The organism is Nocardia sp. CA-145437 (assembly GCF_050956485.1).
In the GTDB taxonomy this organism is placed as follows: Bacteria; Actinomycetota; Actinomycetes; order Mycobacteriales; family Mycobacteriaceae; genus Nocardia.
In genome coordinates, this window is sequence record NZ_CP191204.1 from 5701870 (window position 1) to 5726640 (window position 24771).

At 67.9% G+C, this 24771-nt stretch carries 27 protein-coding genes, 1 tRNA gene, 1 other RNA gene and 1 pseudogene; 10 read left to right on the forward strand and 20 right to left on the reverse strand.

The genetic code is table 11. The features are described from left to right. The 9 genes from ACQPYY_RS26530 to ACQPYY_RS26570 form a co-directional block, all read right to left on the reverse strand. Positions 1-891: a 2-hydroxy-3-oxopropionate reductase gene (locus ACQPYY_RS26530; protein ID WP_433591418.1), complete on the reverse strand. Its 891-nt coding sequence runs from the start codon at positions 889-891 to the stop codon at positions 1-3. A 39-nt stretch (positions 892-930) separates the two neighbouring features. Then, positions 931-1752, reverse strand: a complete 822-nt coding sequence (locus ACQPYY_RS26535) for a hydroxypyruvate isomerase family protein (protein ID WP_433591419.1) — start codon at positions 1750-1752, stop codon at positions 931-933. Between the two features lie 182 nt (positions 1753-1934). Next, positions 1935-3341 carry a nucleobase:cation symporter-2 family protein gene (locus ACQPYY_RS26540; protein WP_433591420.1) on the reverse strand — a complete coding sequence of 469 codons (1407 nt, stop codon included), beginning with the start codon at positions 3339-3341 and terminating at the stop codon, positions 1935-1937. Positions 3342-3387: 46 nt separating this feature from the next. Next, the gene (gene pucL / locus ACQPYY_RS26545) at positions 3388-4293 is read right to left on the reverse strand and encodes a factor-independent urate hydroxylase (RefSeq protein ID WP_379094518.1); all 906 of its coding nucleotides are present in this window, start codon (positions 4291-4293) and stop codon (positions 3388-3390) included. Positions 4294-4299: 6 nt separating this feature from the next. Further along, positions 4300-4635 (reverse strand): hydroxyisourate hydrolase, encoded by a 336-nt coding sequence (uraH, locus tag ACQPYY_RS26550; protein ID WP_357278953.1) that lies wholly within the window; start codon positions 4633-4635, stop codon positions 4300-4302. Continuing rightward, positions 4632-5129: a 2-oxo-4-hydroxy-4-carboxy-5-ureidoimidazoline decarboxylase gene (gene uraD, locus ACQPYY_RS26555; protein ID WP_379094515.1), complete on the reverse strand. Its 498-nt coding sequence runs from the start codon at positions 5127-5129 to the stop codon at positions 4632-4634. Before uraD ends, uraH begins: the two co-directional genes overlap by 4 nt. Before the next feature lie 127 nt (positions 5130-5256). After that, positions 5257-6600: a nucleobase:cation symporter-2 family protein gene (locus ACQPYY_RS26560; protein ID WP_433591421.1), complete on the reverse strand. Its 1344-nt coding sequence runs from the start codon at positions 6598-6600 to the stop codon at positions 5257-5259. A 139-nt stretch (positions 6601-6739) separates the two neighbouring features. Next, the gene (locus tag ACQPYY_RS26565) at positions 6740-7129 is read right to left on the reverse strand and encodes a helix-turn-helix domain-containing protein (RefSeq protein WP_433591422.1); all 390 of its coding nucleotides are present in this window, start codon (positions 7127-7129) and stop codon (positions 6740-6742) included. Continuing rightward, a complete protein-coding gene (locus ACQPYY_RS26570; protein WP_213559929.1) occupies positions 7122-7361 on the reverse strand; it encodes a thiamine-binding protein in 240 nt (79 codons plus the stop codon). The genes ACQPYY_RS26565 and ACQPYY_RS26570 overlap by 8 nt, the downstream gene beginning before the upstream one ends. 49 nt (positions 7362-7410) lie before the next feature. On the opposite strand from ACQPYY_RS26570, the gene ACQPYY_RS26575 reads away from it, so the two are divergent. After that, entirely contained in the window at positions 7411-8175 is a 765-nt protein-coding gene (locus ACQPYY_RS26575) for an IclR family transcriptional regulator (protein WP_379094509.1), read from the forward strand. Between the two features lie 116 nt (positions 8176-8291). Here ACQPYY_RS26575 and ACQPYY_RS26580 read toward each other — a convergent pair whose 3' ends face one another. Further along, positions 8292-8711 (reverse strand): hypothetical protein, encoded by a 420-nt coding sequence (locus ACQPYY_RS26580; protein WP_379094507.1) that lies wholly within the window; start codon positions 8709-8711, stop codon positions 8292-8294. Positions 8712-8914: 203 nt separating this feature from the next. Here ACQPYY_RS26580 and ACQPYY_RS26585 point away from each other — a divergent pair, with 203 nt between their 5' ends. The 7 genes from ACQPYY_RS26585 (at position 8915) to ACQPYY_RS26615 (ending at position 15640) form a co-directional block, all read left to right on the forward strand. Then, the gene (locus tag ACQPYY_RS26585) at positions 8915-9514 is read left to right on the forward strand and encodes a hypothetical protein (RefSeq protein ID WP_433591423.1); all 600 of its coding nucleotides are present in this window, start codon (positions 8915-8917) and stop codon (positions 9512-9514) included. 66 nt (positions 9515-9580) lie between these two features. Continuing rightward, positions 9581-9799: a hypothetical protein gene (locus ACQPYY_RS26590; protein WP_433591424.1), complete on the forward strand. Its 219-nt coding sequence runs from the start codon at positions 9581-9583 to the stop codon at positions 9797-9799. Positions 9800-9863: 64 nt separating this feature from the next. Next, entirely contained in the window at positions 9864-10391 is a 528-nt protein-coding gene (locus ACQPYY_RS26595) for a phenolic acid decarboxylase (protein WP_433591425.1), read from the forward strand. An 84-nt stretch (positions 10392-10475) separates the two neighbouring features. Next, positions 10476-11165, forward strand: coding sequence for a DUF899 domain-containing protein (locus tag ACQPYY_RS26600; RefSeq protein ID WP_379094499.1), 690 nt, complete (start codon positions 10476-10478; stop codon positions 11163-11165). Positions 11166-11196: 31 nt separating this feature from the next. Further along, complete coding sequence (locus ACQPYY_RS26605; RefSeq protein ID WP_433591426.1) at positions 11197-12108, forward strand: LysR family transcriptional regulator; 912 nt, start codon at positions 11197-11199, stop codon at positions 12106-12108. Positions 12109-12290: 182 nt separating this feature from the next. Further along, on the forward strand, positions 12291-13349 hold the full coding sequence (locus ACQPYY_RS26610; protein ID WP_433591427.1) for an FUSC family protein: 1059 nt from the start codon (positions 12291-12293) through the stop codon (positions 13347-13349). Further along, on the forward strand, positions 13349-15640 hold the full coding sequence (locus tag ACQPYY_RS26615; RefSeq protein WP_433591428.1) for an FdhF/YdeP family oxidoreductase: 2292 nt from the start codon (positions 13349-13351) through the stop codon (positions 15638-15640). Before ACQPYY_RS26610 ends, ACQPYY_RS26615 begins: the two co-directional genes overlap by 1 nt. Positions 15641-15925: 285 nt before the next feature. Here ACQPYY_RS26615 and ACQPYY_RS26620 read toward each other — a convergent pair whose 3' ends face one another. Then, the gene (locus ACQPYY_RS26620) at positions 15926-16501 is read right to left on the reverse strand and encodes a dihydrofolate reductase family protein (protein ID WP_433591429.1); all 576 of its coding nucleotides are present in this window, start codon (positions 16499-16501) and stop codon (positions 15926-15928) included. Positions 16502-16601: 100 nt separating this feature from the next. After that, entirely contained in the window at positions 16602-16997 is a 396-nt protein-coding gene (locus tag ACQPYY_RS26625) for a hypothetical protein (RefSeq protein ID WP_433591430.1), read from the reverse strand. Positions 16998-17206: 209 nt separating this feature from the next. Here ACQPYY_RS26625 and ACQPYY_RS26630 point away from each other — a divergent pair, with 209 nt between their 5' ends. Next, positions 17207-17521, forward strand: coding sequence for a nuclear transport factor 2 family protein (locus tag ACQPYY_RS26630; RefSeq protein WP_433591431.1), 315 nt, complete (start codon positions 17207-17209; stop codon positions 17519-17521). 152 nt (positions 17522-17673) lie between these two features. On the opposite strand, the gene ssrA is transcribed toward ACQPYY_RS26630, so the two are convergent. Both ssrA and smpB read right to left on the reverse strand, forming a co-directional pair. Beyond that, positions 17674-18046: a transfer-messenger RNA gene (ssrA, locus tag ACQPYY_RS26635) on the reverse strand. 103 nt (positions 18047-18149) lie between these two features. Then, on the reverse strand, positions 18150-18626 hold the full coding sequence (smpB, locus tag ACQPYY_RS26640) for an SsrA-binding protein SmpB (protein WP_040860814.1): 477 nt from the start codon (positions 18624-18626) through the stop codon (positions 18150-18152). Positions 18627-18796: 170 nt separating this feature from the next. Here smpB and ACQPYY_RS26645 point away from each other — a divergent pair, with 170 nt between their 5' ends. After that, complete coding sequence (locus ACQPYY_RS26645) at positions 18797-19081, forward strand: putative quinol monooxygenase (RefSeq protein WP_433591432.1); 285 nt, start codon at positions 18797-18799, stop codon at positions 19079-19081. A gap of 40 nt (positions 19082-19121) precedes the next feature. On the opposite strand, the gene ACQPYY_RS26650 is transcribed toward ACQPYY_RS26645, so the two are convergent. From ACQPYY_RS26650 to ftsE, 6 genes and pseudogenes are all read right to left on the reverse strand, one after another. Next, positions 19122-19799, reverse strand: a complete 678-nt coding sequence (locus ACQPYY_RS26650; RefSeq protein ID WP_433591433.1) for a slipin family protein — start codon at positions 19797-19799, stop codon at positions 19122-19124. Positions 19800-20161: 362 nt separating this feature from the next. Further along, a tRNA-Glu gene (locus ACQPYY_RS26655) sits at positions 20162-20234 on the reverse strand. A gap of 126 nt (positions 20235-20360) precedes the next feature. Further along, on the reverse strand, positions 20361-20681 hold the full coding sequence (locus tag ACQPYY_RS26660; RefSeq protein WP_433591434.1) for a hypothetical protein: 321 nt from the start codon (positions 20679-20681) through the stop codon (positions 20361-20363). A gap of 551 nt (positions 20682-21232) precedes the next feature. Further along, positions 21233-23077 (reverse strand): annotated as a pseudogene (recQ, locus tag ACQPYY_RS26665) (DNA helicase RecQ); the annotation flags it as partial. A gap of 84 nt (positions 23078-23161) precedes the next feature. After that, positions 23162-24067, reverse strand: a complete 906-nt coding sequence (ftsX, locus tag ACQPYY_RS26670; RefSeq protein WP_379094464.1) for a permease-like cell division protein FtsX — start codon at positions 24065-24067, stop codon at positions 23162-23164. Continuing rightward, positions 24067-24756: a cell division ATP-binding protein FtsE gene (ftsE, locus tag ACQPYY_RS26675; protein WP_379094462.1), complete on the reverse strand. Its 690-nt coding sequence runs from the start codon at positions 24754-24756 to the stop codon at positions 24067-24069. Before ftsE ends, ftsX begins: the two co-directional genes overlap by 1 nt. Between the last annotated feature and the right edge of the window lie 15 nt (positions 24757-24771).

Below are 24771 nucleotides of genomic sequence, written 5' to 3' on the forward strand. Positions count from 1 at the left end.
TCAGTTCTCCTTGTCCAGCGTGCCGCTCAGGCGCTCGACGCCGCGCAGCAGGGCAGAGTGGTCCAGGTGGCCGTCGCCATTGGCGCGGGCCGAGGCGACCAGCTGCGCGATCAGCGAGCCGGCCGGGGTCACCAGACCGGCCTCGCGGGCCGCGGTGGTGAAGATGCCCATGTCCTTGTGGTGCAGGTCGATGCGGAAGCCGGGCGCGAACTCGCGGTTGATCATCTTGTCGCGCTTCTGGTTCAGCACGGCCGAACCGGCCAGGCCGCCGCCGAGCACGTCGAGCGCCGGGCCCAGCTCGACGCCGTAGGCCTCGAGGAAGACCACGGCCTCGGCCACGGCCTGGATATTGGTGGCCACGATGAGCTGGTTGGCGGCCTTCACGGTCTGGCCCGCGCCATTGGTGCCCACGTGCACGACGGTCTTGCCGACCTTGTCGAACAGCGGCTGGGCGGAAGCGAAGTCCTCGGCCGAACCGCCGACCATGATGGACAGGGTGGCGTTGACCGCGCCCGGCTCACCGCCGGAGACGGGGGCGTCGAGCAGCCGGAAGCCGCGCTCGGCGGCCTGCTTGGCCAGCTCCTGGGTGACGTCCGGGCGGATGGACGAGAAGTCGATGATCAGCGCGCCGGGCTCGGCGGTCTCGAAAACGCCCTTCTCCCCGGCCAGTACCTCCTGCACGTGCGGGGAGTCCGGCACCATCACGGCGATGACGTCCGCGCCGCGCACGGCGTCGGCGATGGAGGTGACGGCCCGGCCGCCCGCGTCGACCAGCGGCTGCGCCTGGGCAGGGTTGCGGTCGAAGCCCTTGACCGAGTGGCCCGCGTTCTGCAGGTGGACGGCCATCGGGCTGCCCATGATGCCGAGGCCGATGAAAGCGATGTTGGTCATGATCTGTTCCCTAAGTCGTTGAATGTCAAAAGTTTTCGGCTACTTGGCGGCGCGGCGCTCGCGCGGCAGCCACTCGAACGCGTCCTCGGAACGGCCGGAAGGCTTGTACTCGAGGCCGACCCAGCCGCGGTAGCCGCGCGACGCGAGGTCGGTGAGCTGGAGCTCGAGCTGGAGTTCGCCGGTGCCCGGCTCGTTGCGGCCGGGGTTGTCGGCGATCTGCACGTGGGCGATGCGGTCGGTGTGCTCGGCGATCACCTTGTCCACGTCGTCACCGTTCACGGCGAGGTGGTAGAGGTCGGCGAGCAGGCCGATGTTCGATACCCCGGAATGCGCCTGCACCTCGTCGATGACGGCCAGGCCGTCGGCGGCGGTCAGCAGCGGGTAACGGGGTGCGCCGGAGGCGGGTTCGACCAGCACGGTGGCCCCGATCCGGGCAGCGGCCAGCGCCGCGGCGGAGAGGTTCTCGACGGCCACCGCGTCCTGCTGCTCGGCGGTGGCGTCGTCGACACGGTTGCCGTAGAGGGCATTGAAGGCCTTGGTGCCCAGGCGTTCTCCGATGCCCACGGTGACATCGATGTTGTCCTCGAACTCGGCGGCGCGAGCCGGCCAGGAGACCAGGCCGCGGTCGCCGCCGGGCATGTCACCGGCGAAGAAGTTCAGGCCGATCAGCCGCACGCCCGCGTTCTGGACAGCGGCCACGAAGGCGTCCACGTCCTTGTCCGACGGGACCGCCTCGGCGAACGGCCACCAGAACTCGATGGCGTCGAATCCGGCCTGGCGCACGGCTTCCGGGCGCTCCAGGATGGGCAGTTCGGTGAACAGCAGCGAGCAGTTCACGGCGTAGTTCAGCGTGTGGGTCATCAGGAATCCCTCCAGTCGTTCCCGCAGGTTCTCCGCTGTTTTCCATAATGCGGAAATGTTTTTTCGGGATATGAAAATGCTAGAGCTCCCGGAACAGGCCCGTCAAGAGAGTTCCGGGAGCTACCGGCCGGTAGAGCGGGAAATATACGAAGTTGCGGAATCCGGTGCGGATCTCGCGCGACTCAGTCGCGGATATCGTCGTCCAGGCGCTCGCCCAGATCGTCCTTCCGATCCTCGACCGCGGCGAATACCGAAGCGCCTGCCTTGTTTCCGCGCGTGATTTCGTTGAACACCAGGTTCAACACGATCGCCACCACGGCGGTGGCACTGATCCCGGAGTGCATGATCACCCCGAGCCAGGTCGGGAACTTGTCCCAGAACGTCGGCGCCGCAATGGGAATCAGGCCGACCCCGAGCGCCACCGCGACGATGACCATGTTCAGGTTGTCGGTGAAATCCACCCGCACCAGCGTGCGGATGCCACTCGCCGCCACCGATCCGAACAGCACGATGCCCGCACCGCCCAGCACCGGATACGGAATCCCGGCCACCACCGCGCCCACCACCGGGAACAGGCCCAGCAGCACCAGCACCAAACCGCCCGCGGCGACCACGAATCGGCTCTTGATGCCGGTCAGCGCCACCAGCCCCACGTTCTGCGCGAAGGCGCTGCACGGGAAGCTGCCGAACACCGGCGCGACCGTGGTGGACAGCATGTCGGCTCGCAGCCCGGCCGCCACCCGCGCCGAATCCACCTCGGTGCCGACGATCTCGCCGATGGCGAGGATGTCGGCGGTGGTCTCGGTCATGATCACCAGCACCACGATGGTCATGGACACGATCGCCCCGACCTCGAAGGTCGGGCCGCCGAAGTGCAGGATCGGCGGCAGCGCAACAATTTTCGCCTTGCTCACCGCACCGAAGTCGGCATGGTGGGTGAGCAGGGCGATGACCGTGCCGACCGCCAGGCCCAGCAGGATCGACAGCCGTGAGATCGCGCCCTGGAACACCCTGCTGATCACCAGGATGATGAGCAGCGTGAGCCCGGCGAAACCGATATTGCCCACCGATCCGTAGTCGGCGGACTTCGGATTGTTGCCCATCGCCCATCGGAACGCGGTGGGCAGCAACGAGAGTCCGATCACCGTGATGATCGTCCCGGTCACCACCGCCGGGAACAGCCGCACCAGCTTGGCGAAGAAGCTGGACAACGCCAGGCCGATCAATCCGGCGACGATGATCGCCCCGAATACCGGCCGGAGTCCGCCGTCGCTCGCGATGGTCACCATCGTCGAGACGCTCGCGAACGAAATACCCTGCACGATGGGCAATCTGGAGCCGATCGGCCCGATGCCCAGGGTCTGGAGCAGAGTCGCCAGGCCGGAGACGAACAGGCCCGCTGTCACCAGCAGCGCCATGTCCGACACCGAGAGCCCGGCCGCACCGCCGACGATCAGCGGCGGCGCGATCACTCCGCCGTACATCGTCAGGATGTGCTGAGTTCCGTAGATCGCCAACTGGCCCACCGAATGTCGCGCATCCTCGGGTCGGGTGACGGTCACTGACACGCGGCTCTGGTCATCACCCATCGCCGCACCTCCTAGATCAGGAAGAGGGGGATCAGGCTTTGCCTGGTCAGCAAAAGCCGGGGGTGGCGAGCCAGGCGTTGCCCGACTCACGAGCATCGTCGCGCTCGACGGTGGCCTCGATGAGGCCGTAGGGGCGATCCGCGGCGATGAAGACCTCGCCCGGGTTCTCGACGTTGAACGGGCTCAGGTCCACCAGGAAGTGGTGCTTGTTCGGTGCGGAGAAACGGATCTCGGCGACCTCGGTGAACTGCTCGAGCACGGCGCGGCCCATGGAGTACAGAGTCTGCTGCAGCGCCAGGGAGTGCACCACGGCGAACTGCCGCAGGATGGTCTTGAGGATGGCGTCGTAGGTCTTGTCCCAGTCGACGTCTGTGTGGTTGTAGCGCCATTTGGCCACCAGCGAGGTCGCCATGATGCGGTCGTTGGTCGGCTGCAGGGTGGTGTACTTGTCCTTGAAGAAGCCGTGGAACTCCGAGCCCGTGGTCTTGAGCAGGGTGAGGTCGCGGACGCCGGATACCACGTGCGCCACCCGATCCGGGCCGACGCCGTCGACGTTCACCACGGTGGTGCGGATGCCCCGGCCGGACTTCACGAAGGAGTGGTCGTGGCCGGAGCCGTCGACCTCGATGCGGTCCCAGGCGTATTCCTCGATCTCGACGCGCGCGCCGGTGGCGGTGGGGGCGCGGGAGATGAAGTGGTCGGCGAGGGTGAGACCGAATTCCTCGATGGAGTGCACGCCCTTCTCCTTGGCGAAGGAGAAGGCGGTGTTCTTCTGGGTGTCGGTCGGCAGCACGTCGCCCTGGTCGCCGGTGATATGGGCGTCGGCGAAGTCGCCGCGCAGCGCCGAGGAGACGTTCAGGTCGCGGATCTGGTGGCGCGGGGTGTCGCGGTAGACCCGCACGACCCGGTTCTCGGCCTTGCCGTACTGGTTCTGTCCCAGCTTGATTGCCATGTGCGTTCAGCTTCCTCGGTAGGTGGAATAGGCGAAGGGGCTCATCAGCAGGGGCACGTGGTAGTGCTCGCCCGGCTCGCCCGCCACGGTGAACGTGATCGACACCGTGGGATAGAAGTAGGTCTGTCGCGTTGCGGCGGAATAGGACTCGATGTCGAAGGTGAGCCGGTAGTGCCCCGCCTCCAGCCCCTCGGGGCCGAGGTCGCGGATGCGGCCGTCGTCATCGGTCTTGCCCTCGGCCAGCACCCGGGTCTCGGGGCCGAGGTGTTCCAGCCGGACCGGGACGCCCGCGGCGGGCTTGCCGAGCGCGGAATCCAGGATGTGCGTCGTAATGGTGCTCATTGTTCGAAGACCTTTCGCAGGCGCAGGACGGCGATCTTGCGCAATTCTCCGGCCACCACGGCCGCCTCGGCGGCATCGTCGTTGGCGAGGCGCTCGTGCAGGTTCGTGAGGATCTGCTCGGCCGACAGGCCGGTGGCGCAGATCAGGAAGACCCGGCCGAATCGCTTCTCGTAGGCGCGGTTTCCGTCCAGCAGCTGGGCGGCGATGGCCACGTCCTGCCCGACCCCGGCCTGTTCCTGGCGCGACCACGCCGATCCGGTGCCGGTGCCGGTGACCCGTTCGCCGATCCGGGGGTGCGCGGCCAGGGCGCGGTCCACGTCGGCGCCGGACAGTCCGGCGGCCAGTTCGTCGGCTCGGGCGAGCACGCCGTCGATATCGGCGTAGGGCCGGTCCGCCAGCACGGCGTCGGCCCATTCGGGCACGTCGCAGCAGGTCAGCAGATCCGGCCGGAGTCGTTCACCGGCTGTCGAATTGAATTCGCTCAACGTCACCATCGGCGCTACCTCTCTCGGATGACGGAAGGGTGATTCCGCCACCCGAGAAGAGTGTCACGGGCCACAACAACTCGTCAACAGTTTGTTGAATATATACACGGGCCGCAGGTCAGAGCGCTGGTTCGGCTCAGACCGAGGGGGCCAGGGCGGGGGTCGTGCGCGAGCGGAACAGTTGGTGCAGAACCAGCGCCGTCAGACAGCCCGCACTGATTCCGGACGCCATGATGATCGACACCGGGCCCGGCAGACCGGCATAGAACGACGGAGCCACCGTTGGAGTCATGCCGACGAACAACGAGACGCCCACGATCAGCGAATTGACCGGGTCGCCGAGATCGGCCTTGGCGAGGGTGCGGATGCCACTGGCGGCGACGGTCCCGAACAACACCAGACCCGTCCCGCCCAGAGCCGGTTTGGGCACCAGCTCGACCACCGCGCTCGCCACCGGGAACAACCCGAGCAGCACCAGCAAGGCACCACCGGCGGCCACCACGAAACGGCTGTACATCCTGGTCAGCGCGACCAGGCCGACGTTCTGCGCGAAGGCGCCACAAGCGAATCCGCCCATGACGGAGGCCAGCATGGTGCCGAGACCAGCGGCTCGCAGACCGCCCGCGATGTGGTGTTCCTCGGCGGGCCGGTCCACGATCTCGCCGAGCGCGAGCATCGTGGCCGTACTTTCCGTCATCACCACCAGCATCACGATGCACAGCGAGATGATCGCGCCGATCTGGAACTGGGGCACACCGAAGTGCAGCGGTGGAATGAAGCCGACCAGTGCGCTGGTGCGCACCGGGCCGGTATCCAGCAGTCCCAGTGGCCATCCCGCCAAGGACCCGGCGACCAGGCCGATCAACAGGGCGAGCTGCCGCCCGAATCCCTTCAGGAAGCGATGACACAGCAGCACGACGACCAGGGCGATCGCGGCGTCGAGGAGGTTCTTCAACGGCACGTGCGCCTCCCCCCTCGCACCCTCCCCCGCGCCGCTGATCCAACCGAGCGCGACCGGCAGTAGCGACAACCCGATCAGCGAGATGACGGTGCCGCCCACGATCGGCGGGAAGAACCGGTGCAGCCGTGAGAAATACGGTGCGGCGAACACCGCCAGCATGCCCGCCACCAGGGTCGCGCCGAAGATCACCGGCAGCGCCTCCCCCGGCGCGGCATCCTTGGCGATGGCCAGGATCGGGCCGACCGCGGCGAAGGAGCCGCCATTGATCAGCGGCAGTCGCGCACCGAACTTCCACCAGCCCAGCGACTGCAGCAGGGTGGCCAGGCCCGCGGTGAACAGGCTCGCGGTGATGAGCAGGACCGTGTCGCTCGTGCCCAGCCCGACGGCCGCGCCGACGATCAGCGGGGGCGCCACGACTCCGGCGACCATGGCGGCGATGTGCTGCAGGCCGCCCGCGACCAGCTGCCAGGGCGGTGGGATGACGTCGACCGGATGTCGTTCCGGCGCTTCTGTTTCCATGGGAACGCAGCCTCTCTCGGATCGCGGAAGGGTCATTCCGCTAGCCGAGAAGAGTGGCATGGGCCACACTGGTCGTCAACAGTTCGTTGAAGATATACAGAGTTCCCCGGTCAGCGCCATGCCCGAGCCGCGGGACCGATCAGGCGCGCTCGCGGTTGAGGTAGTTGTAGACGGTGAAGCGGGTGACGCCCAGCGCCGCCGCCACGGTCTCCGCGGACTTACGGAAGGTGAACGCGCCGCGCTCCTCCAGCAATCGCACGGCACGCTGCTTCTCGGCACGCGGCAGGTCGGCGAGCGGGCCGCCCAATTCGCCGGCCACCTCGTCGAGCAGCCGTTCCAGGCCACCCAGGGTGTCGGCCTCCGGCTGACCGAAACGCACGCAGGCCAGCGTCTCACCCTCCCAGACCAGCGGGACGTCGTCGGCGGCGGCCTCACCGGCGGGCACCAGGCGGCCACCGGTCTTTTCCAGCAGGGGCGCGAGGGTCACCAGGACCGGATGCGACGCGTCCACGGGCGAATGTTCAGTCATCCTGCTCGACCTGCATGGTCACCCGGGTGGCGCCGTGCGCGAAGGCGGTCACCATGATCTCGCCCAGCACCGGCAGCAGCCGCTCGTCCGACCCGGCCACCGAGGTGCCGAGCGGACCGAAATCGCATTCCAGACCGGCCGATTCGGCGAGCTCGAGCGCCGCCAGGGCATGCGGCGGGGCCTCCCCTTCGCCGTGGAACGGTTCGGTCGTGAACTCCGCGCGTAGCCGCATGCGCCCCAGGCTACTATTCCGGCATTCGGAAAAACTAAGGAGGACCGGGGTGCCCGCAGCGAAGGAGCCGAAGGGCAGTTCCGGGGGTGTGCAATCCATCGAGCGCGCGTTCGGGCTGCTGGAACTCATGGCCGACGAGGGCGGCATGATGGGCCTGTCCCAGCTGGCCACCGAGTCCGGGCTACCGTTGCCCACCATCCACCGCCTGGTCCGCACCCTGGTCGACCTGGGCTATCTGCACCAGGAGCCGTCCCGCAAGTACGTGCTCGGCCCCAAGCTGATCAAACTCGGCGAGAGCTCCTCCCAGATGCTGTCCGTCCTCGCACGCCCGCACCTGGCGCGACTGGTCGACGAACTCGGCGAATCCGCGAACATGGCCATGCTCGACGGCGACCAGATCGTCTATGTGGCGCAGGTACAGTCACGCCACTCCATGCGCATGTTCACCGAGGTGGGACGGCGCGTCCTCCCCCACTGCACGGCGGTCGGCAAGGCGATCCTCGCCGGATCCCCGCCGGATCTGACCCGGGAGCTGTTGCGGCGCACCGGAATGCCCCGCTACACCGACACCACCATCACCGACCCGGAGGAGTTCGCCCGCCAGCTCGACCAGGCCGCCCGAACCGGCTACGCCATGGACGAAGGCGAGCAGGAACTGGGAGTGCGGTGCGTGGCGGTCGCCGTCCCGAAAGCCCCCGCCCGACTCGCCATTTCGGTGTCCGGCCCGGTCGGCCGAATGACCGAAGAACTCGTCGAGCGCGCCGCGCCGCTGCTGGCGGAGGTCGCCGCCGCCCTGTCGGACGATCTCCACTAGGCGCGACGCCGCCGGCCAACCACCCCGGACACCTCAACAGATCCTCATTCGCTCGTCACGCAGGTGATTCAGACCAACGAATTCAGGACCGTACTAGCCGGTTCGGTGCGGTCGCGCTATTGCACGGTGAATGTCGCGAATCCGGGGGTGTAGGTGCCGCCGGGCGCGAGCATCAGGGCCACCCGGCCGGGGCCGGTGTCGATCGTTGCGGCCGAGGGGATTCCGTTCAGGCCGTCGGACAGCATCGCCACCCCGGTCGCCCCCGTCGACAGGTTGATCCAGTTGACCGGCGTGGACACGAAGCAGCCCCAGCCACCGGACTTGGCGCCGGTGACCACCACGGCCCCGGGCTGTCCGCCGAGCACCGCCGCGCAGCGGGCGGGGAAGGCGTCGAAACTGCCGTTCGGGTTTCCGTATGGCGCGGCGTCGATCTGGAAGGGAATGGTGACGGTGTCGGCCGCGGCCGTCCCGGTGGCCGCCAGTCCACAGGCGGCGAGCGCCGTTCCGGCAGCGGCCAACCGACGAGCGAATTTCATATCCGAATCTCCTATGCAGTAATCGATGACGTTCTGACCAGGCAAATTCGAATTCGATTCTGCCATGCCCATTCCCGATTTGCCGGGTCCACCCCGAAGCGCACCGGCATATCTCCAGCAAATTGGGACCGAGACATATCCGAACCGGCTCCGGCTTCGAATCCTGATGCGACAGACATCGATGCATCGGAATGAGGTTTCCCATGGGCCTTCATCAGGCCAAAAGTCCGGCTCGTCCGGCATTTCGGCGCGCGGCGGCCTACGCCGTCGCCGGAGCACTTCCCCTGTCCCTGTCCCTGCTGAGTGCCGCACCCGCTCTCGCCGAGGAGCCGGCCCCGGCCGTCCAGCCCGCCACCCCCATCCCGGATTCGTCGATCCGGATCGGCACCATGAAGCTCGACCAGCCCTTCTTCCTCACGCCCGAGCAGACACAGCAGATCAACGACACCTCGGCGAGCGCGGAATCGGTGGTGGCGCAAGCCCTGGAAGCGGCCGGGGTCGACCATGCCCGGGCCACGTACACGGCGAAGACCGTGATCACCGACGCCCTCATCGGCGCGAGCGTCGGCGCCACCGCCGTGAGCCCGATCGCCGCGACCGGCGCGATCATCGGGGTGGTAGCGGGTCTGATCGCCGGCTTGCCGTTCGCACCGATCGGTCTGGTGGTCGTTCCGGTGTTCGGCGCGGCGGTCGGCTACGCCATGGTCGCCGCACCGTTCGCGGCGCTCGGCGCCGGGGTCGGCGCCGCGGTCGGAGCGGCGGAGGGCTTGCTCAGTACACCTCCGGCGGCACCGGCGAGCTGAATGCGGCCGCGGTGCCGTCGATTCCGGCGGCACCGCCCGGCTGACGCTCGGAACAGCCGAATCCTGGTGAGACGCTACAAGTTCCAGAAGCGCGCACAGCTCACGCCGCTGCCGGACGTCCAGCACGGCGAGCGCGGGGACCGAGCCGACGACCTCCTCGTCGAGCTGTGCGCGCCGCGTCTCCCCCGCGGGGGTCGGCGTGTGCTGCCGCCGGTCCGGGTGCCCGCGGCCGACGGACTGGGCGCGCGACCGGGAACACCTCTCGGTTTCCTCGAAACGGTGTGATCAGCGGATAGGCTGGCGGGGATCACCCCGGGGCTCGACGCAGGTCGGCCGAGAGGAGTTCACGATGAGCGCCGAGGAAGCCGCCACCGTACCGGCCTGGGCCGGTGACCTGACGGGCATCGTCGGGCAGCACCTGATCTACACGTACGAGAACGGCTGGAAATACGAGCTGTACGTCCGTAATCCCCAGACCGTCGCGTTCCGCTGCCTGATGGGTCCCATGTTCGGCCGCTGGTCCACCGCGCAACCGGCGAAGATCGTCCAGCTCGGCGACGGCCTGTTCAAACTCGCCTGGGTCGAACCGACCGGCACGGTCACCGTGGTCATCGCCTGGCTCGCCGAACGCCGCGTCCACACCACCATCTGCTATCCGCAGTGGATGCTCGACTACCCCGAATTCACCCTGGGCCGCTACGAGGACAACATCCGGGAGATCACCGCCGCCCGTAATCGCGGCCCCGCCTACCCCCAGACCCTGGTCGCCGCCACCGGCCACATCACCTTCCTGGAAGCCCGCACCCCCGACGACGACACCGTCATCGACCGTCCCCCGGGCAAACTCCCCCGTGATTACGCCGACCGCTCCAACTGACTTCGGCCGCCACCGATGAATTGCGCGCACTGATCCCGTCCTCACTGTCAGCACGCGAACCGTGAGCCGGTCAGGAGGACCTCCGTGAGCACCCAGCCCTTGCCACCGATCGTCGACGCCGCCACCTGGCGCAAAGAACTCGAAGCCCTGCGTATCCGCGAGAAGGCCGCCACCCGTGAGCTGGACGCCATCGCCGCTCAGCGCCGCCACCTCCCCATGGTCGAACTCCCGGCCTACACCCTCGAAGGCGAGAACGGCCCGATCACCCTCGCCGAGATCTTCGACGGCAGGTCCCAGCTGATCGTCTACAACCACATGTGGTTCGAGGGCAAGGAATGGCAGTGCCCCGGCTGCACCGGATTCACCGCCCAATTCACCCGATTCAACTTCCTCGACGCCTACGATGCCCGCTTCGTCATCATCACCCAGGGCCCGATCGACGAGGCACTCGCCTACAAGCGCCGGGTCGGCAACCAAATGCCTTGGTACTCCACGGCGAACAGCGCGTTCGGCACCGACGTCGACGCCCCTCCCGGCGGCGGCTTCGGCGTGAACGTCTTTCTGCGCGACGGCGATACCGTCTACCGGACCTGGCACACCAACGGCCGCGGCGTGGAACAGATCGCCCACACCTTCCCGCTCATCGATCTGCTCCCCTACGGCCGCCAGGAAGAGTGGCAGGACTCCCCGGCCGGTTGGCCCCAGTCCCCGGCCTACTCCCGCTGGGCCACCTCCGAGGACATCGCCGCCGCCTACGGCGACCCGAATCCCTAGGACCCCACCGCGGCCGTGATCGAATGTGGTCATGTTGTTCCGGCAGCTCGAGTACTTCGTCGCCCTCGCCCGGGAGCGTCACTTCGCGCGAGCTGCCGCCGCCTGCTACGTGTCACAACCGGCGTTGTCGGAGGCGATCCGCAAGCTCGAGCACGAGCTGAAGGTGCCGCTGGTCAAGCGGGGCCGCACCTTCGAGGGCCTCACTCCCGAAGGGGAGCGGCTGGTGCTGTGGGCCCGCCGGATCCTGGCCGATCGCGACGCCCTCCAGCAGGAGGTCGTGGCGCTACAGACCGGTCTGACGGGTGAGCTGCGGCTGGGGGTGATTCCCGCGGCCGCGGCCACGGTCGCCCTGCTCACCGATCCGTTCTGCGCGGAGAATCCGCTGGTGAAGGTGCGCGTCGACACCGGGTTGGAGTCGGCCGGCATCATCGACCGGCTGCGCCGGTTCGAACTCGACGCCGGTCTGGTGTATCCGGACGAGCAGGACGCCTCGGATCTCACGGTGACGCCGTTGTACTCCGAGGAACATGTCGTGCTGGCCGCGGAGGGACTGGTGACCGGTGCGGCCGGATCGGTCGACTGGGCCGAGGTGGTGGAAATGCCGCTGTGTCTGCTGCGGCCGGGGATGCGCGGGCGCACACTGATCGACGACGCGCTGGCCGGTCGCGGCCTGACGGCCGGGCCGCAGCTCGAGACCGACTCGGTGGCGACCCTGTTCGGGCAGGTGGCCACGGGCCGCTGGGCGACGATCGTGCCCGCGTCCTGGCTGCGCACCACACGACCGCCCGCCGGTGCGCGGGTCCTGCGCCCCAGCGATCCGGTGACCGCGACGATCGCGCTGGTCACCTTGGCGACCGAGCCGGTGCCGTTGATCGTCCGGGCTTTCACCGAGACCGCGCGGTCGGTCCGCGTCGAGGCCGGCTCCCTCGGCGCGCAGGGGTAGCCCTGGGTCGAGCGCGGCGATAGGCCTGGGCCGAGCACAGTGGTGGACCGGGTCTGATCGGCCGCGCCTATCAGGCGGTAGGAGCCACGTCTTGGACACCGGAGGCCGCTACACCGAACACTTGATCTCACCATCCGTCGGACTCGATCGCCGCGGGTATCGAGGCAGAGGCGGGTGTGAACGTGCGTGCGGTGCAGACGGCTCGCGAGGCGGCCACGGGCCTGTTCACCGTCGGGCCCGCCGCCGGTCACACCCGGCACGCGCTGCGCGTGGCGGCGGGCCTGGCGATCCCCGGGTCGGTGCTGCTGGCGCTGGGCCGGACCGACCTGTTGCTCTTCGCCGTGTTCGGCTCCTTCGTCGGCATGTACGGGCGCGACGGTTCGCGCCGCGAGCGCGGGCGGCATCAGCGGTCGGCGGCGCTGCTCATCGGCGGCGGGGTCGGCGTGGGCGTGTGGCTGGCGGCGACCGGGGTCGCACCCCTCGTGCTGGTCGTGGTCGAGAGCGGATTCGCGGCGGCGGCCTCCTTGCTGGCCGACCACCGCGGGATCCGGCCCGCGGGCCCGTTCTATGCGATCTTCGCGCTCGGGGCGATCGCGTTGACACCGGCCGACGCGGCGAAACCGCTTCCGGCGCTGGCGGTGTTCACAGTGACCGCCGCACTGTGCATGGCGCTCGCGGCCCTTGACCTCGAGAGCACCGACGCGGCTGCCGCACCCGCGCCACCGGGCCTGCACGTCGGCGCACGGCACGCGACGCGCTACGCCGTCGCGGTGGCCGGCGCGGGCCTCGCCGGCGTCGGATTGGGTGTGGGTCACGCGAATTGGGCCATGGTCTCCGCGGCGGTCCCGCTGGCCGCGCTCGATGCCGGAGCGCACTTCTCGCGGGGACTGCACCGGGTGGCGGGGACCTTCCTGGGGCTGGGCCTGACGGCGATCCTGCTGATCCCCGGACCGCGCCCGGTCCTGACCGGCGCCTTGGTGCTGGCACTGCTGTTCCCGACCGAGTGGTACATGGCCCGCAACTACGCGCTGGCGCTCGGATTCTTCACGCCGTTGATCATGCTGATGACCAGCTTGTCTGTTCCGACCAGTCCTGAGCGGCTGTTGTTCGACCGTGGCATCGACACGGTGCTGGGCGTGGCCATCGGTGTGCTGGTGGCGATAGCCCATCAGCATCTACGCTGGCAAACACCGGGCATCGCACCACACCGACCGCAGACACGTTGTCGAAGGGATCCGTGATGGCCATCGATTTCACCAAACGGACCGAGTCCGACGGTGGGCCGAGTTTCCACCCGTACGACCATCCCGCTGCCGGGTGGGGTGCGGCCAAGTCCGTCACCGAGTTCATGATCGCCCAGGAACGCGAGCCGATCATCGGCACGCGCGCGATCCTGAAGATGAATCACGAGAACGGCGGGTTCGACTGTCCCGGTTGCGCCTGGCCCGATTCCCTCAAGGGCATCCACCTCGACATCTGCGAGAACGGGATCAAGCACGTTACCTGGGAGATGACCCACAAGCGGGTCGACAGGGAGTTCTTCGCCGCCCACACGGTGACCGAGTTGTCCGGCTGGAGTGACCACGATCTGGAGAACCAGGGCCGGCTGACCGAGCCCATGAGCTACGACCCGGACACCGACCGCTACGTCCCGATCTCGTGGGACGAGGCGTTCGAGCTGGTCGGCCGGGCCCTACGCGAGCTCGACGACCCCAACCGGGCCGCGTTCTACACCTCCGGCCGCCTCGGCAACGAAGCCACCTTCCTGTACCAGCTGATGGCCCGCGAACTGGGCACCAACAATCTGCCGGACTGCTCGAACATGTGTCACGAGGCCAGCGGCCGCGCCCTTCAGGCTTCCCTCGGCACCGGCAAGGGCACCTGCGATCTGGCGGACTGGGAGACCACCGACGCGCTGTTCATCATGGGTGTCAACGCGGCTTCCAACGCGCCGCGCATGCTCACCGCGCTGGCCGAGGCCGATCGCCGGGGCGCGCAGATCGTGCACATCAACCCGTTGATCGAGGCCGGTTCGCGGCGCACCATCATCCCGCACGAGTTCCTGCAGATGGCGACCTTCCACGCCACCCCGACCGGCACCCTGAACCTGCAGACCCGCATCGGCGGCGACTTCGCGGTGATCCGCGGTATCGCCAAAGCTGTTCTGGAGCAGTCGAAGACCGATCCGAAGGCCCTCGACCACCGGTTCATCGAGCTCCACACCACCGGTTTCGAGGCGTACCGCGCCAAGGTGGAGGCCACCTCGTGGGCCGAGATCGAGGAGCAGTCGGCGCTCACCGAGGCCGAATTGCGCCGCGCCGCAAAGATATACCGGGAGGCGGACCGCTCGATCATCAGCTGGTGTCTGGGCGTGACGCAGCACGAGCACGGCGTCGACACCATCCGCGAGATCGTGAATCTGCTCCTGCTGCGCGGCAATCTGGGCCGTGAGGGCGCGGGCCCGTCGCCGGTCCGCGGGCACAGCAATGTCCAGGGCAACCGCACCTGCGGCATCGACCATCGTCCGCAACCGCAGTTCCTGGATCGGCTGGCGGAGGTCTGCGGCATCGATCCGCCCCGCGCGCACGGCCTCGACACCGTCGCCACCATCGAGGCGATGCACGCGGGCAAGGTCACCGTATTCGTCGGCATGGGAGGCAATTTCGCCCTGGCCGCCCCCGACACCGCCTACACCTCCGAGGCGCTCCGCCGCTGCGCCCTGACCGTCCAGGTCAGCACCAAACTCAACCGCAGCCACCTGGTCCACGGCGCCCGCGCCGTCATCCTTCCTTGCCTGGGCCGCACCGAACGCGACGAACAACGCGCCGGCCTGCAGCAGACCTCCGTCGAGGACGCCATGGCCATGGTCCACCTGTCCAAGGGCATGAAGAAGCCCGCCTCCCCGCATCTGCTCTCCGAGCCGGCCATCATCGCCGGAGTAGCGAAAGCCGCTCTCCCCCGGACGAATACCCCCTGGGACCACTACGTCGACGACTACGACCGCATCCGCGACACCATGGCCGAGGTGATCGACGGCTTCGAGGACTTCAACCGCCGAGTCCGTCTCCCCCTCGGCTTCCGCATCAAACAACCCGCCCGCGAACTGGTCTTCCTCACCCCCTCCGGCCGCGCCGAATTCTCCACCGCCGACCTCCCCGACCTCACCCCCGCCCCCGGCACCCTCACCCTGGCCACCATGCGCTCCCACGACCAGTGGAACACCACCATCTACTCCCACGACGACCGCTACCGAGGCATCAAGAACCTCCGCACCTTGGTCCTCATGAACCCCGACGACATGCGCGACCGCAACCTGAAATTGTTCGACGAAGTCGACATCACCAGCATCGCCCGCAACGGCACCACCCGAACAGTCCACCGCTACAAGGCAATCCCCTACGACATCCCCCAAGGCTGCGCCGCCGGCTACATGCCCGAACTCAACGTCCTCTGCGCCATCGGCGACTACAGCACCCAAAGCGACCAGCCGATCATGAAGAACGTGAACGTCACCATCGAACGCTCGGGCTAACAGCGCGCCGGCGGGTGCGGGAGGTCGTGCGCCAGCAGGAAATTGCCTGACTCAGGCCGTCACTGCCGCTTTCACCCGCCCAGCAAGCTCAGCGAAATCAACTGCGCGCGCGGTATCAACCGCGATGACGGGCGCCAGCCCGAGCGGCACCGCACCTGCCGCCCAAACAGGAAAACGGCCCCCGCCCCGCGTCGGGATGGGGGCCTTTCCACTGGCCGGGCCTGTGCCCAGTTGCTCACGACTATGAGGCCCGTCCCGGAGTTCCCCAGCGTGAGGGGAACCCGATCAGTGCACGACGTCGTAGATCAGTTTGGTGACGCCGTTGGAGTAGGACTCCGATTCGCGTAGGCGCAGGGTTTGCTTGTCGCGGTCGGCGGCGCTGAACGGGGTTTTGCCCGCGCCCAGGAGGACTGGGAAGACGAGCAGGTTGTAGCGGTCGATCAGGTTGGCGTCGGCGAGGTTTCGGGCCAGTTCGGCGCTGCCGTGGATGAAGATGGCGCCGCCGTCGGTTTCCTTCAGCTTGGCGATGTCCTCGATCGACCGGAGGATCATGGTCGGTCCCCACCCGTCGATCAGGTCGGCGTCCGAGAGGGTGGTGGAGAGGACGTACTTGGGGAAGTCCTGGTATGCCGCGTGGTCCTCGGATTCACGCCAGAACGGGCCGAAGGCCTCGTAGCTGCGGCGGCCGAACAGCAGGGCCGTGTGGTCGGCGAGTTCCTCGTCCTTGAGGGAGTAGGCCTCGGGGACGAATTCGGTGTCCATCACCCAGCCGCCGCTGCGGTGCCCCTCGGCCGTGCCGCCGGGCGAGTCGACCACGCCGTCGAGCGACATGAAGCCTGTGTAGACCAATTCGCGTGTCATGGTTCTCCTGATCTTCAACCGTCCCCGGCCCGCATGGCCGGGGAAATCCAATGTCCGAGAGACACTTCCGACCTCACGAGATCGGAAGTGTCTGTCGGTGTCACGAAGCGTCGAGGGCCGCGGTGATCTTGCGGGCCATGGCGGTCACCGCCGGGCTGGGATCGCCCTTGGCCCCGGCGGTGGCGTCGACCGCGACCAGCACGGTGTCGCGGAAGTTGGCGGCCTCGGCCGGATCCTGCTCGCCGAGCAGGGTGATGGCCGCGGTCAGCGCGGGCAGCACCTGATCGGCCAGCTCGGCGACGTTCTTGCCGTCCAGCTGGATGTCCCGGGCGCGGGTGGAGAGCACGTGTCCGACCACGCCGGTCGCCGAGGTGAGGGCGATGGAGCCCTGGCTGCTTCCCTTGTGGGGCGCCCCGGCGGCGGACAGCAGGGCGACCGCGCCGTAGGCGGCGGTGCGGATGGTGCTCTTGTCCTGGTCGGTCAGGGTGATGGACATGTCGTGTCTCCTTCGAATCTCTGGTGATCCCAACCGGTTCGGTCCCGGTCGTTGTGTTCGATGGACACACTTTCGCCGCGCGGACTGACAGCGACCTGACAACAACCTGACACGTCTACTGACATGCGCCCGCCCGCTGCACGCCGTCGTCGTCCCGATGATCAGGACGTAGCCGGGCGGATGTGGTGGGTGGGGCTAGCGTCCGGCGAATGAGTGATGAGACAGAGGTCATCGGACTACTGCACCGGTATGCGGACGCCCTGGACCGGCGCAAGTGGGAAGTGCTGGAAACCGTATTCAGCCATGATGTTTCGGCCGATTACGCGGGCAGCGAGATCGTTTCGGGCCGCGGCAATCTGGTCGGGATGATTCGCGGCTACCTCGACGCGTGCGGGCCGACCCAACACCTCATGGGCAACGAGTCGGCCGCCATCGATGGCGAAACGGGCACGGTGACAGCCAAGATGCGGGTTCACCACATCGGAGAGGGTCGGCCGGATCTGCACTACGAGGTGTTCGGCTAGTATCACGCCACGGTGCGGCGCGGCCCGGAAGGATGGCGCATCGTGTCCTGGCGCCAGGAGGTCACCCACGAGCTGGGCACCTATCAGGTGTTCGGCCGCGGATAGGAATGCATGAAAAAGGCTCCCGACCTGAGATCAGGTCGGGAGCCTCGAGGTGGAGCTGCCGGGAATCGAACCCGGGTCCTCCGCCGCATCTTCAGGGCTTCTCCGTGTGCAGTTCGCTATGCCTCTGCTCGGATCTCCCGGTCACGCGAACAAGCCGAGATGACGATCCCAGTCGCTGTTGGATGTCCCATCCGACGCCGCGACCGCGCCGGATAGTAAAGCCCTCTAGCTGATGCCAGGGACCGGGTCGAGGGCGAACCCGGGCTGACAGACACGCTTCGTTGCTTAGGCAGCGAGAGCGTAGTCGCGCTGATGAGAATCGGCGCTTATAGGGTTACAGCGACGCTTATACGGTGGTCTCCTGCCTGCACCGACACGCTTCCCCTGAATCAACGTACGCAGTCGAAACCGTTCAGCCCCGTCTGTGTTCACCGATTCAGATGAACTTCCCGGCTCTCACCGGGCTACCTATCCTAACACCGCACAAACCTTGGTTCATTCCATTAACGCGCGGGCGGACCGATCAGCCGCGCATGCCCTTGATGCGGCGGCCGAGTTCGCGGGTGACCTCGCGTTCGGCGTCGCGTCGGGCCAGGTCCTGGCGCTTGTCGTAGTCCTGCTTACCCTTGGCGAGAGCCAGTTCGACCTTGACCTTGCCGTCGGAGAAGTACATGGACAGCGGGACCAGGGTGAGGCTGGACTCCTTGGTCTTGCCGAGCAGCTTGTCGATCTCGCGACGGTGCAGCAGCAGCTTGCGGGTGCGACGCGGGGCGTGGTTGGTCCAGGTGCCGTGACCGTACTCGGGCACGTGCAGGCCGCGCAGCCACACCTCGCCGTCGTCGATGGAGGCGTAGGCGTCGACCAGCGAGGCCTTGCCCTCGCGCAGGCTCTTCACCTCGGTGCCGACCAGCGCCACGCCGGCCTCGAACGTCTCGAGGATCGCGTAGTTGTGCCTCGCCTTCTTGTTGCTGGCGATGACCTTGCGCCCCTTTTCCTTCATGTCTCCTCTATCGTCCCGTCGCCGGTCGGAATTCCCAACCAGCTTACGGATGGTCCGGCCGGGTTCCGCTGGCCGGGACGCGCCCAGTCCGGACCGGGCGGCCCGGTGTTAATCATGAAACCGGTGCTGGCGTGAGCCAGTTCACAGCGACTCCCCTCGAAAGGACCTCCGTGCATACGGCTTTCATCCGAATCAAGGTCGATCCCGCCGCCGCCGACCAGGTCGCGAAGGCCATGCTGACGCTCACCGCACCCACCCTGGCCGAGCCCGGCTGCCACACCTACGAGTTCTACCGCGACAACGACGACCCGTCGCTGTTCCTGTGCTTCGAGCACTGGGATTCCCGCCAAGCCCTCGACGATCACGGCTCGACCCCGCACGTGCAGGCCTTCCTCAGCGAGTTCGGGCCGCACATCCAGGTCTGGGAACAGAACCACACCTCCGCGCTGGCCTGAGGCGGATCCCGGACAGAACACACCGTTCCGGCCGGGAACCTCAGACGTTCTCGCGCGAGTCGAGCACGACCTTCGCGCCCGGCGACGCCGCGACCTGCAGGGTGCGCAGGCGCAGCAGCACCGGGTTGTCGGTGAGCAGCTTGGCCGTGTTGGCCAGCGACCGCAGTGCGGCCGCCTCGGCGCGGGCCCGCTCCAACTCGGCGCGACCGCGCTCACGGGCCAGGACCGTCTCGAGGGCGGCCTTGCGGAGCTCACCCGGGAGCATGAGATCCTTGGCGCGTACGGCGTCGACCCGGATGCCGAGCCGCTCGACCGCGGCCGCGACCGTCGCCGTCCCGGAACCGAGCAGCGCGCGCTCGGCGACCAGCTCGTCGAGGGTGTGCGCGGCCACCAGGTCGCGCGCGACCTCCTGGACCGCGCCGTACAGGACCACCTCGGCGTTCTGCGCCGCGACCGTGAACGCCACCGGATCGGTGACCGCCCAGTCCGCGGCGAAGCTGACGCGCAGCGACAGGCCGTCCGAGGTCAGCAGCTCCTGGCCGCCGACCTGGAGTGTCCGCGGGCGCATATCGACGGTGACGAGCTTGCAGCGCTTCTCGTCGTAGCGGTGGCGGCCCGGCTCCAGCGTCCGCTCCAGGACACCGTCGCGGTACAGCAGGGTGCGCTGCCAATCCATGACAGTCGCATACGTCTTCGTGAACATCGTCTTCGTGAACATCCCAATCTCCTTCCCTCGCTTGGCATCGGGCACGACCGGACACGCCCTGACCGATCACGGCACGCGGCGGGAGCCTCCCCCGTCCGGGGACGGAGAGCTCGCAGAGCCGCGATACCGCCCACGACCGGTCAGGGCGCATCACGTCAAGGAGTCGAACCTCGGCAGATGGAATCTGCGTCACCAGGAAATAGCCACCCCGATGCGGAGAACGCGGTCCGGAGATTCCGGTGCGCCCCTTGGTAGCGGCCGAGATCAACGGTAGCCAGCGCATCGCGCTGCGCGCCAACGATTTTCCGGGCGCGAGAACGGCGGCCGTGAAATGCGAAAAGGCCCTTCAGTTTTCACTGAAGGGCCTTTCACAGTAGTCCCGACGGGATTTGAACCCGCGCTACCGCCTTGAGAGGGCGGCGTCCTAGGCCGCTAGACGACGGGACCAGGTCGCTCGCTGCGATCCGTGGACCGCGGCAGCTCCGAAAGCTTATCCTGCCGCCGCCCAGCAACCAAATCGCCTGTTGACGGGCTTGCGGAGGGCCCCAGGACCCGCCTGAGTGGACGCCGCGATCAGCTTTCCGGGACCTCGTCGCGCCAGCCGCGATCGAAGATCACCGCGAGCTTGTCCGTGATCGCGGCGTCAAGATCGATACCCAACTCCGCGGCGGTCAGCCACGCACAGATGACCACGTCCGCGAGCTCGGCCCGCATCTCCTCGAATGTGCCTGTGCGGCGGGCCTGTCCGGACCAGCGGCGGTACGCCCCGACGAACTCGCCCGTCTCCTCGGCCAGGGCGAGCACCTGCCGGTTCCGCGACCCCTCGGCCGGGAACCCGGCATCCCGCAGGCGGGCCAGGATTTCGGCCGCGACCTGCGGCATGTCGGTTGTCATGGCAGCCACCGTTCGATCGATAGTTCGCAGCTCTACTGGTAGTCCGGCGGCAGATCGTCGAATTCCGGTGGAGCCTCGTCGGGCCAGGGAATGTCGTCGGCCGCGGCAAAGCCGCTCGCCTGCGCGGCGAATCCAGGTGCGGGTCTGGCGGAGCGAGCTCCGGGGTCAGCGGAGCGAGACGCCGATGCGGCGGAGCCAGGTGCCGACGCGGCGGAGCTCGACCCGCGGCCCGCAGTGGACGGCGTGGCGGAGCGCGTGACGCGCCGCGCTCCGGGGGCAGCCGCCGAAGGCCCCTCGGTCGCCCCGAACCTGGACCCCGAAGTCGGGGCCGAGACCGCCGAGCCGGCGGACGCGGACCCGGAAGTCGGTGCGGGACTCGCTGATTCGCGCCGTGGGCTCGCGGTGGCCACTGAACCGCCCGCATCCGAGGAGCCGTGGCCGACCGCGGAATCACCGGCGGTCACAGAGCCACCGGCGACCGCCGCACCGCCTGCGATCACGGAGCCACCGACCGCCGGAGAGCCGCCTCCATCGACGGAGCCGCTCGCCGCGGCGATCACCTCGAGCACGCCTTCGCCGTACTTCGCGCGCTTGTTCTCGCCGATGCCGGAGATACCCGCGAGGTCGGACTGCGAGGCGGGCTTGCGGGTGGCGATATCGCGCAGCGTCGCGTCGTGGAAGACGACATAGGCGGGCACGCCCTGTTCCTTGGCGGTGGCGGCACGCCAGGCGCGCAGCTTCTCGAACAGGTCGGTGTCGGACTTGCTGAGGTCGCCCGCGGCGAGGCGGGAACCCTTGGCGGGCTTGGAGGTTCGGGCGGCCTTGCCGCGTTCGGGCTCGCGGCGGAGCATGACCTCGCGCTTCTCGAACAGCACCTGGTTGCTGGATTCGGTGAGCGTCAGGACCCCGTAGTCCCCGTGCACGGCGAGCAGCCCCTGCGCCAGCAGCTGGCGGATCACCCCGCGCCATTCGATATCGCGCAGCTCGGTGCCGATGCCGAAGACCTTCAGCTCGTGATGGGCGTGCTGCTCCACCTTGGGATTGCGCTTGCCGATCAGGATGTCCACGATGTGCCCCGCGCCGAAGCTCTGCCCGCGTTCCCGCTTGAGCCGCAGCACGGTGGAGAGCACCTTCTGCGCGGGCACGGTGCCGTCCCAGGCCTCGGGCGCATTGAGGCAGGTGTCGCAGTTGCCGCAGCGCTCCCCCCGCTGGCCGAAGTAGGCGAGCAGCTGGACCCGGCGGCACTGGACGGTCTCGCACAACGCGAGCATGGCCTCCAGGTGCAGCTGCAGCTGACGGCGGTGCATGGCGTCGCCGTCGGAGGAGTCGATCATCTTGCGTTGCTGCACAACGTCGCTGAGGCCGTACACCATCCACGCGGTGGACGGCTGCCCGTCACGTCCGGCGCGGCCGGTCTCCTGGTAGTAGCCCTCCACCGATTTGGGCAGGTCCAGGTGGGCGACGAACCGCACGTCCGGCTTGTCGATACCCATGCCGAAGGCGATGGTCGCGACCACGACCAGGCCGTCCTCGCGCAGGAACCGCGACTGGTTGGTCGCGCGGGTCCGGTTGTCCAGACCGGCGTGATACGGCACCGCTTCCACGCCGTTGGCGGTCAGGAACGCCGCGGTCTTCTCCACCGAATTGCGGGACAGGCAGTAGACGATGCCCGCGTCGCCGGCGTGCTCGTTCTGGATGAACGACAGCAGCTGATGCTCGGCCCGGTTCTTGCCCTCGATCCGGTACTGGATATTGGGCCGGTCGAAGCTGGCCACGAAGTGCTTGGCCCCGCGCCCCTCGAGCAGGTCCAGCCGTTCGGCGATCTCCTTGCGGGTGGCCTCGGTGGCGGTGGCGGTGAGCGCGATGCGCGGCACGTCCGGCCAGCGCTCGTGCAGCATGGACAGGCCCAGATAGTCGGGGCGGAAGTCGTGGCCCCACTGCGACACACAGTGCGCCTCGTCGATGGCGAAGACCGAGATCTTGCCCCGGTCCAGCAGCTGGGCGGTGGACTCCAGCCGCAGCCGCTCGGGTGCGAGGTAGAGCACGTCCAGCTCCCCCGCCACGAATTGCGCCTCGACCGTGCGCCGTTCGTCGGGGAACTGTGTGGAGTTCAGGAACCCGGCCCGCACGCCGACCGCGGTGAGCGCGTCGACCTGGTCCTGCATGAGGGCGATGAGCGGCGAGATGACCACGCCGACGCCCGGCCGCACCAGCGCCGGGATCTGATAGCACAGCGACTTGCCGCCACCGGTGGGCATGAGCACCAGGGCGTCGCCGCCGGAGATCACCTGTTCGACGATCTCCCGCTGCGGCCCGCGAAAATTGTCGTACCCGAACGTCTTCCGCAAAACCTGGTGTGCCGGATCACTTCCGGCATCACCCAGGTTCCCGTCAATGGTCTCGACCTCCGGCGCACTCACGACGGCAATCCTACGGACACCATCCGACGACCGGTGCCCGCTCGAGAACTTCGCACCCCGTCACTCGCGCACGTAGTACCGCAAGGCGACATACGCGGTGAGAGCGGCGAATCCGATACCGATCGGTGTGACGACCATCGCCACGGCCGCGATGTCGTCGCCGGTGATCCGCGGCAGCACCTGATCGTTGAACAGCGACCCCAGGGCCCGGTTGATCACCAGCGGCTGCGCCACGAACAGACCACCCACGGCCAGCACCGATCCCACCAACGCCGCCAGCACGGCTTCCAGCAGGAACGGCAGCTGCGTGTACCAGCGGGTGGCGCCGACCAGCCGCATGATGCCGACCTCGGTCCGCCGGGCCAGCGCCGCGACCTGCACCATATTGGCGATCAGCATCAAGGCGGCGAGAGCCTGGAGCGCCGCCAATCCGAAGGCGGCATTGCGCAATCCGACGAAGAAGCTGACCAGCCGGTCCACGATGTCCATGTCATTCAGCACGGTCATGACGCCGGGCCGCTTGGAGAAGTCGTCGTAGATGGACCGGTACTTGGTGACGTCGTCGAGCTTCACCCGGAACGAGGCGGGCAGTCCGTCCTTGCTCACCTCGTCGGCGAGTCCCGGCTGATCCTTGAAGGTGGTCTCCTTGACCTCCTTCACCGCGTCCACGCTATTGATGAACTGCACGTTCGCCACATAGTCGTGCTTCTTCAGGTCCGCCATGAGCGAGGCGCACGGCTGTCCGGTGCAGTCCGGGTCCGTCTTCGACACCTGGTCGTCGAGGTACAGCCGGATCTCCACGCGCTGGACGTAGTAGTCCTGGATCTTGTCCGCCATCCGGACCGCGAGCAGACCGCCGCCGAGCATGGTCAGCGACACCGCGGTGGTGAGGATCATGGCGATGGTCATGGTGACGTTGCGGCGCAGGCCGGTGAAGACCTCGCTGAACAGGAATCCCGCGCGCATTATCGGCCCACCCCGTAGACGCCCATCTCGTCGTCGCGCACGATGCGTCCGCGATCGAGTTCGACCACGCGCCGGCGCATGGCGTCGACGATGGTGTTGTCGTGGGTCGCCATGACCACCGTGGTTCCGGTGCGGTTGATGCGTTCGAGCAGCATCATGATGTCCTGACTGGTCTCCGGGTCGAGGTTGCCGGTCGGTTCGTCCGCCAGCAGCACCAGCGGCCGGTTCACGAAGGCGCGGGCGAGCGCGACGCGCTGCTGCTCGCCGCCGGACAGTTCACCGGGCAGCCGGTCGGCCTTGCCCGCGAGTCCCACCATGTCGAGCGCCTCGGGCACCGACCGATTGATGAATGCTCGCGATTTGCCGATCACCTCCAGCGCGAACGCGACATTCTGTTCCACCGTCTTCTGCTGCAGCAGCCGGAAGTCCTGGAAGACGCACCCGATGCGCTGGCGCAGCTTGGGAACCTTGCGCCCCGGCAGCCGGTCGACCCGGAAGTCGGCGACCCACACCTCACCGGTGGTCGGTTTCTCGTCCTTCAACAGCAGCCGCATGAACGTGGACTTTCCGGAGCCCGAGGGCCCGATAACGAAGACGAACTCGCCTTTTCCGATATCGACGGAGACATTGTCCAGCGCCGGCCGCGTCGAGGTCTGATACGACTTGGTGACGTTGCGCAGGGTTATCACGGGGAGCCAGTGTAG

Coding starts and splice junctions, on each gene's coding strand:
- ACQPYY_RS26530 (WP_433591418.1), bottom strand. CDS start 891: ATGACCAACATCGCTTTCATCGGCCTCGGCATCATGGGCAGCCCGATG.
- ACQPYY_RS26535 (WP_433591419.1), bottom strand. CDS start 1,752: ATGACCCACACGCTGAACTACGCCGTGAACTGCTCGCTGCTGTTCACC.
- ACQPYY_RS26540 (WP_433591420.1), bottom strand. CDS start 3,341: ATGGGTGATGACCAGAGCCGCGTGTCAGTGACCGTCACCCGACCCGAG.
- pucL (WP_379094518.1), bottom strand. CDS start 4,293: ATGGCAATCAAGCTGGGACAGAACCAGTACGGCAAGGCCGAGAACCGG.
- uraH (WP_357278953.1), bottom strand. CDS start 4,635: ATGAGCACCATTACGACGCACATCCTGGATTCCGCGCTCGGCAAGCCC.
- uraD (WP_379094515.1), bottom strand. CDS start 5,129: ATGGTGACGTTGAGCGAATTCAATTCGACAGCCGGTGAACGACTCCGG.
- ACQPYY_RS26560 (WP_433591421.1), bottom strand. CDS start 6,600: ATGGAAACAGAAGCGCCGGAACGACATCCGGTCGACGTCATCCCACCG.
- ACQPYY_RS26565 (WP_433591422.1), bottom strand. CDS start 7,129: ATGACTGAACATTCGCCCGTGGACGCGTCGCATCCGGTCCTGGTGACC.
- ACQPYY_RS26570 (WP_213559929.1), bottom strand. CDS start 7,361: ATGCGGCTACGCGCGGAGTTCACGACCGAACCGTTCCACGGCGAAGGG.
- ACQPYY_RS26580 (WP_379094507.1), bottom strand. CDS start 8,711: ATGAAATTCGCTCGTCGGTTGGCCGCTGCCGGAACGGCGCTCGCCGCC.
- ACQPYY_RS26585 (WP_433591423.1), top strand. CDS start 8,915: ATGGGCCTTCATCAGGCCAAAAGTCCGGCTCGTCCGGCATTTCGGCGC.
- ACQPYY_RS26595 (WP_433591425.1), top strand. CDS start 9,864: ATGAGCGCCGAGGAAGCCGCCACCGTACCGGCCTGGGCCGGTGACCTG.
- ACQPYY_RS26605 (WP_433591426.1), top strand. CDS start 11,197: ATGTTGTTCCGGCAGCTCGAGTACTTCGTCGCCCTCGCCCGGGAGCGT.
- ACQPYY_RS26615 (WP_433591428.1), top strand. CDS start 13,349: ATGGCCATCGATTTCACCAAACGGACCGAGTCCGACGGTGGGCCGAGT.
- ACQPYY_RS26620 (WP_433591429.1), bottom strand. CDS start 16,501: ATGACACGCGAATTGGTCTACACAGGCTTCATGTCGCTCGACGGCGTG.
- ACQPYY_RS26625 (WP_433591430.1), bottom strand. CDS start 16,997: ATGTCCATCACCCTGACCGACCAGGACAAGAGCACCATCCGCACCGCC.
- ACQPYY_RS26630 (WP_433591431.1), top strand. CDS start 17,207: ATGAGTGATGAGACAGAGGTCATCGGACTACTGCACCGGTATGCGGAC.
- smpB (WP_040860814.1), bottom strand. CDS start 18,626: ATGAAGGAAAAGGGGCGCAAGGTCATCGCCAGCAACAAGAAGGCGAGG.
- ACQPYY_RS26650 (WP_433591433.1), bottom strand. CDS start 19,799: ATGTTCACGAAGACGATGTTCACGAAGACGTATGCGACTGTCATGGAT.
- ACQPYY_RS26660 (WP_433591434.1), bottom strand. CDS start 20,681: ATGACAACCGACATGCCGCAGGTCGCGGCCGAAATCCTGGCCCGCCTG.
- ftsX (WP_379094464.1), bottom strand. CDS start 24,067: ATGCGCGCGGGATTCCTGTTCAGCGAGGTCTTCACCGGCCTGCGCCGC.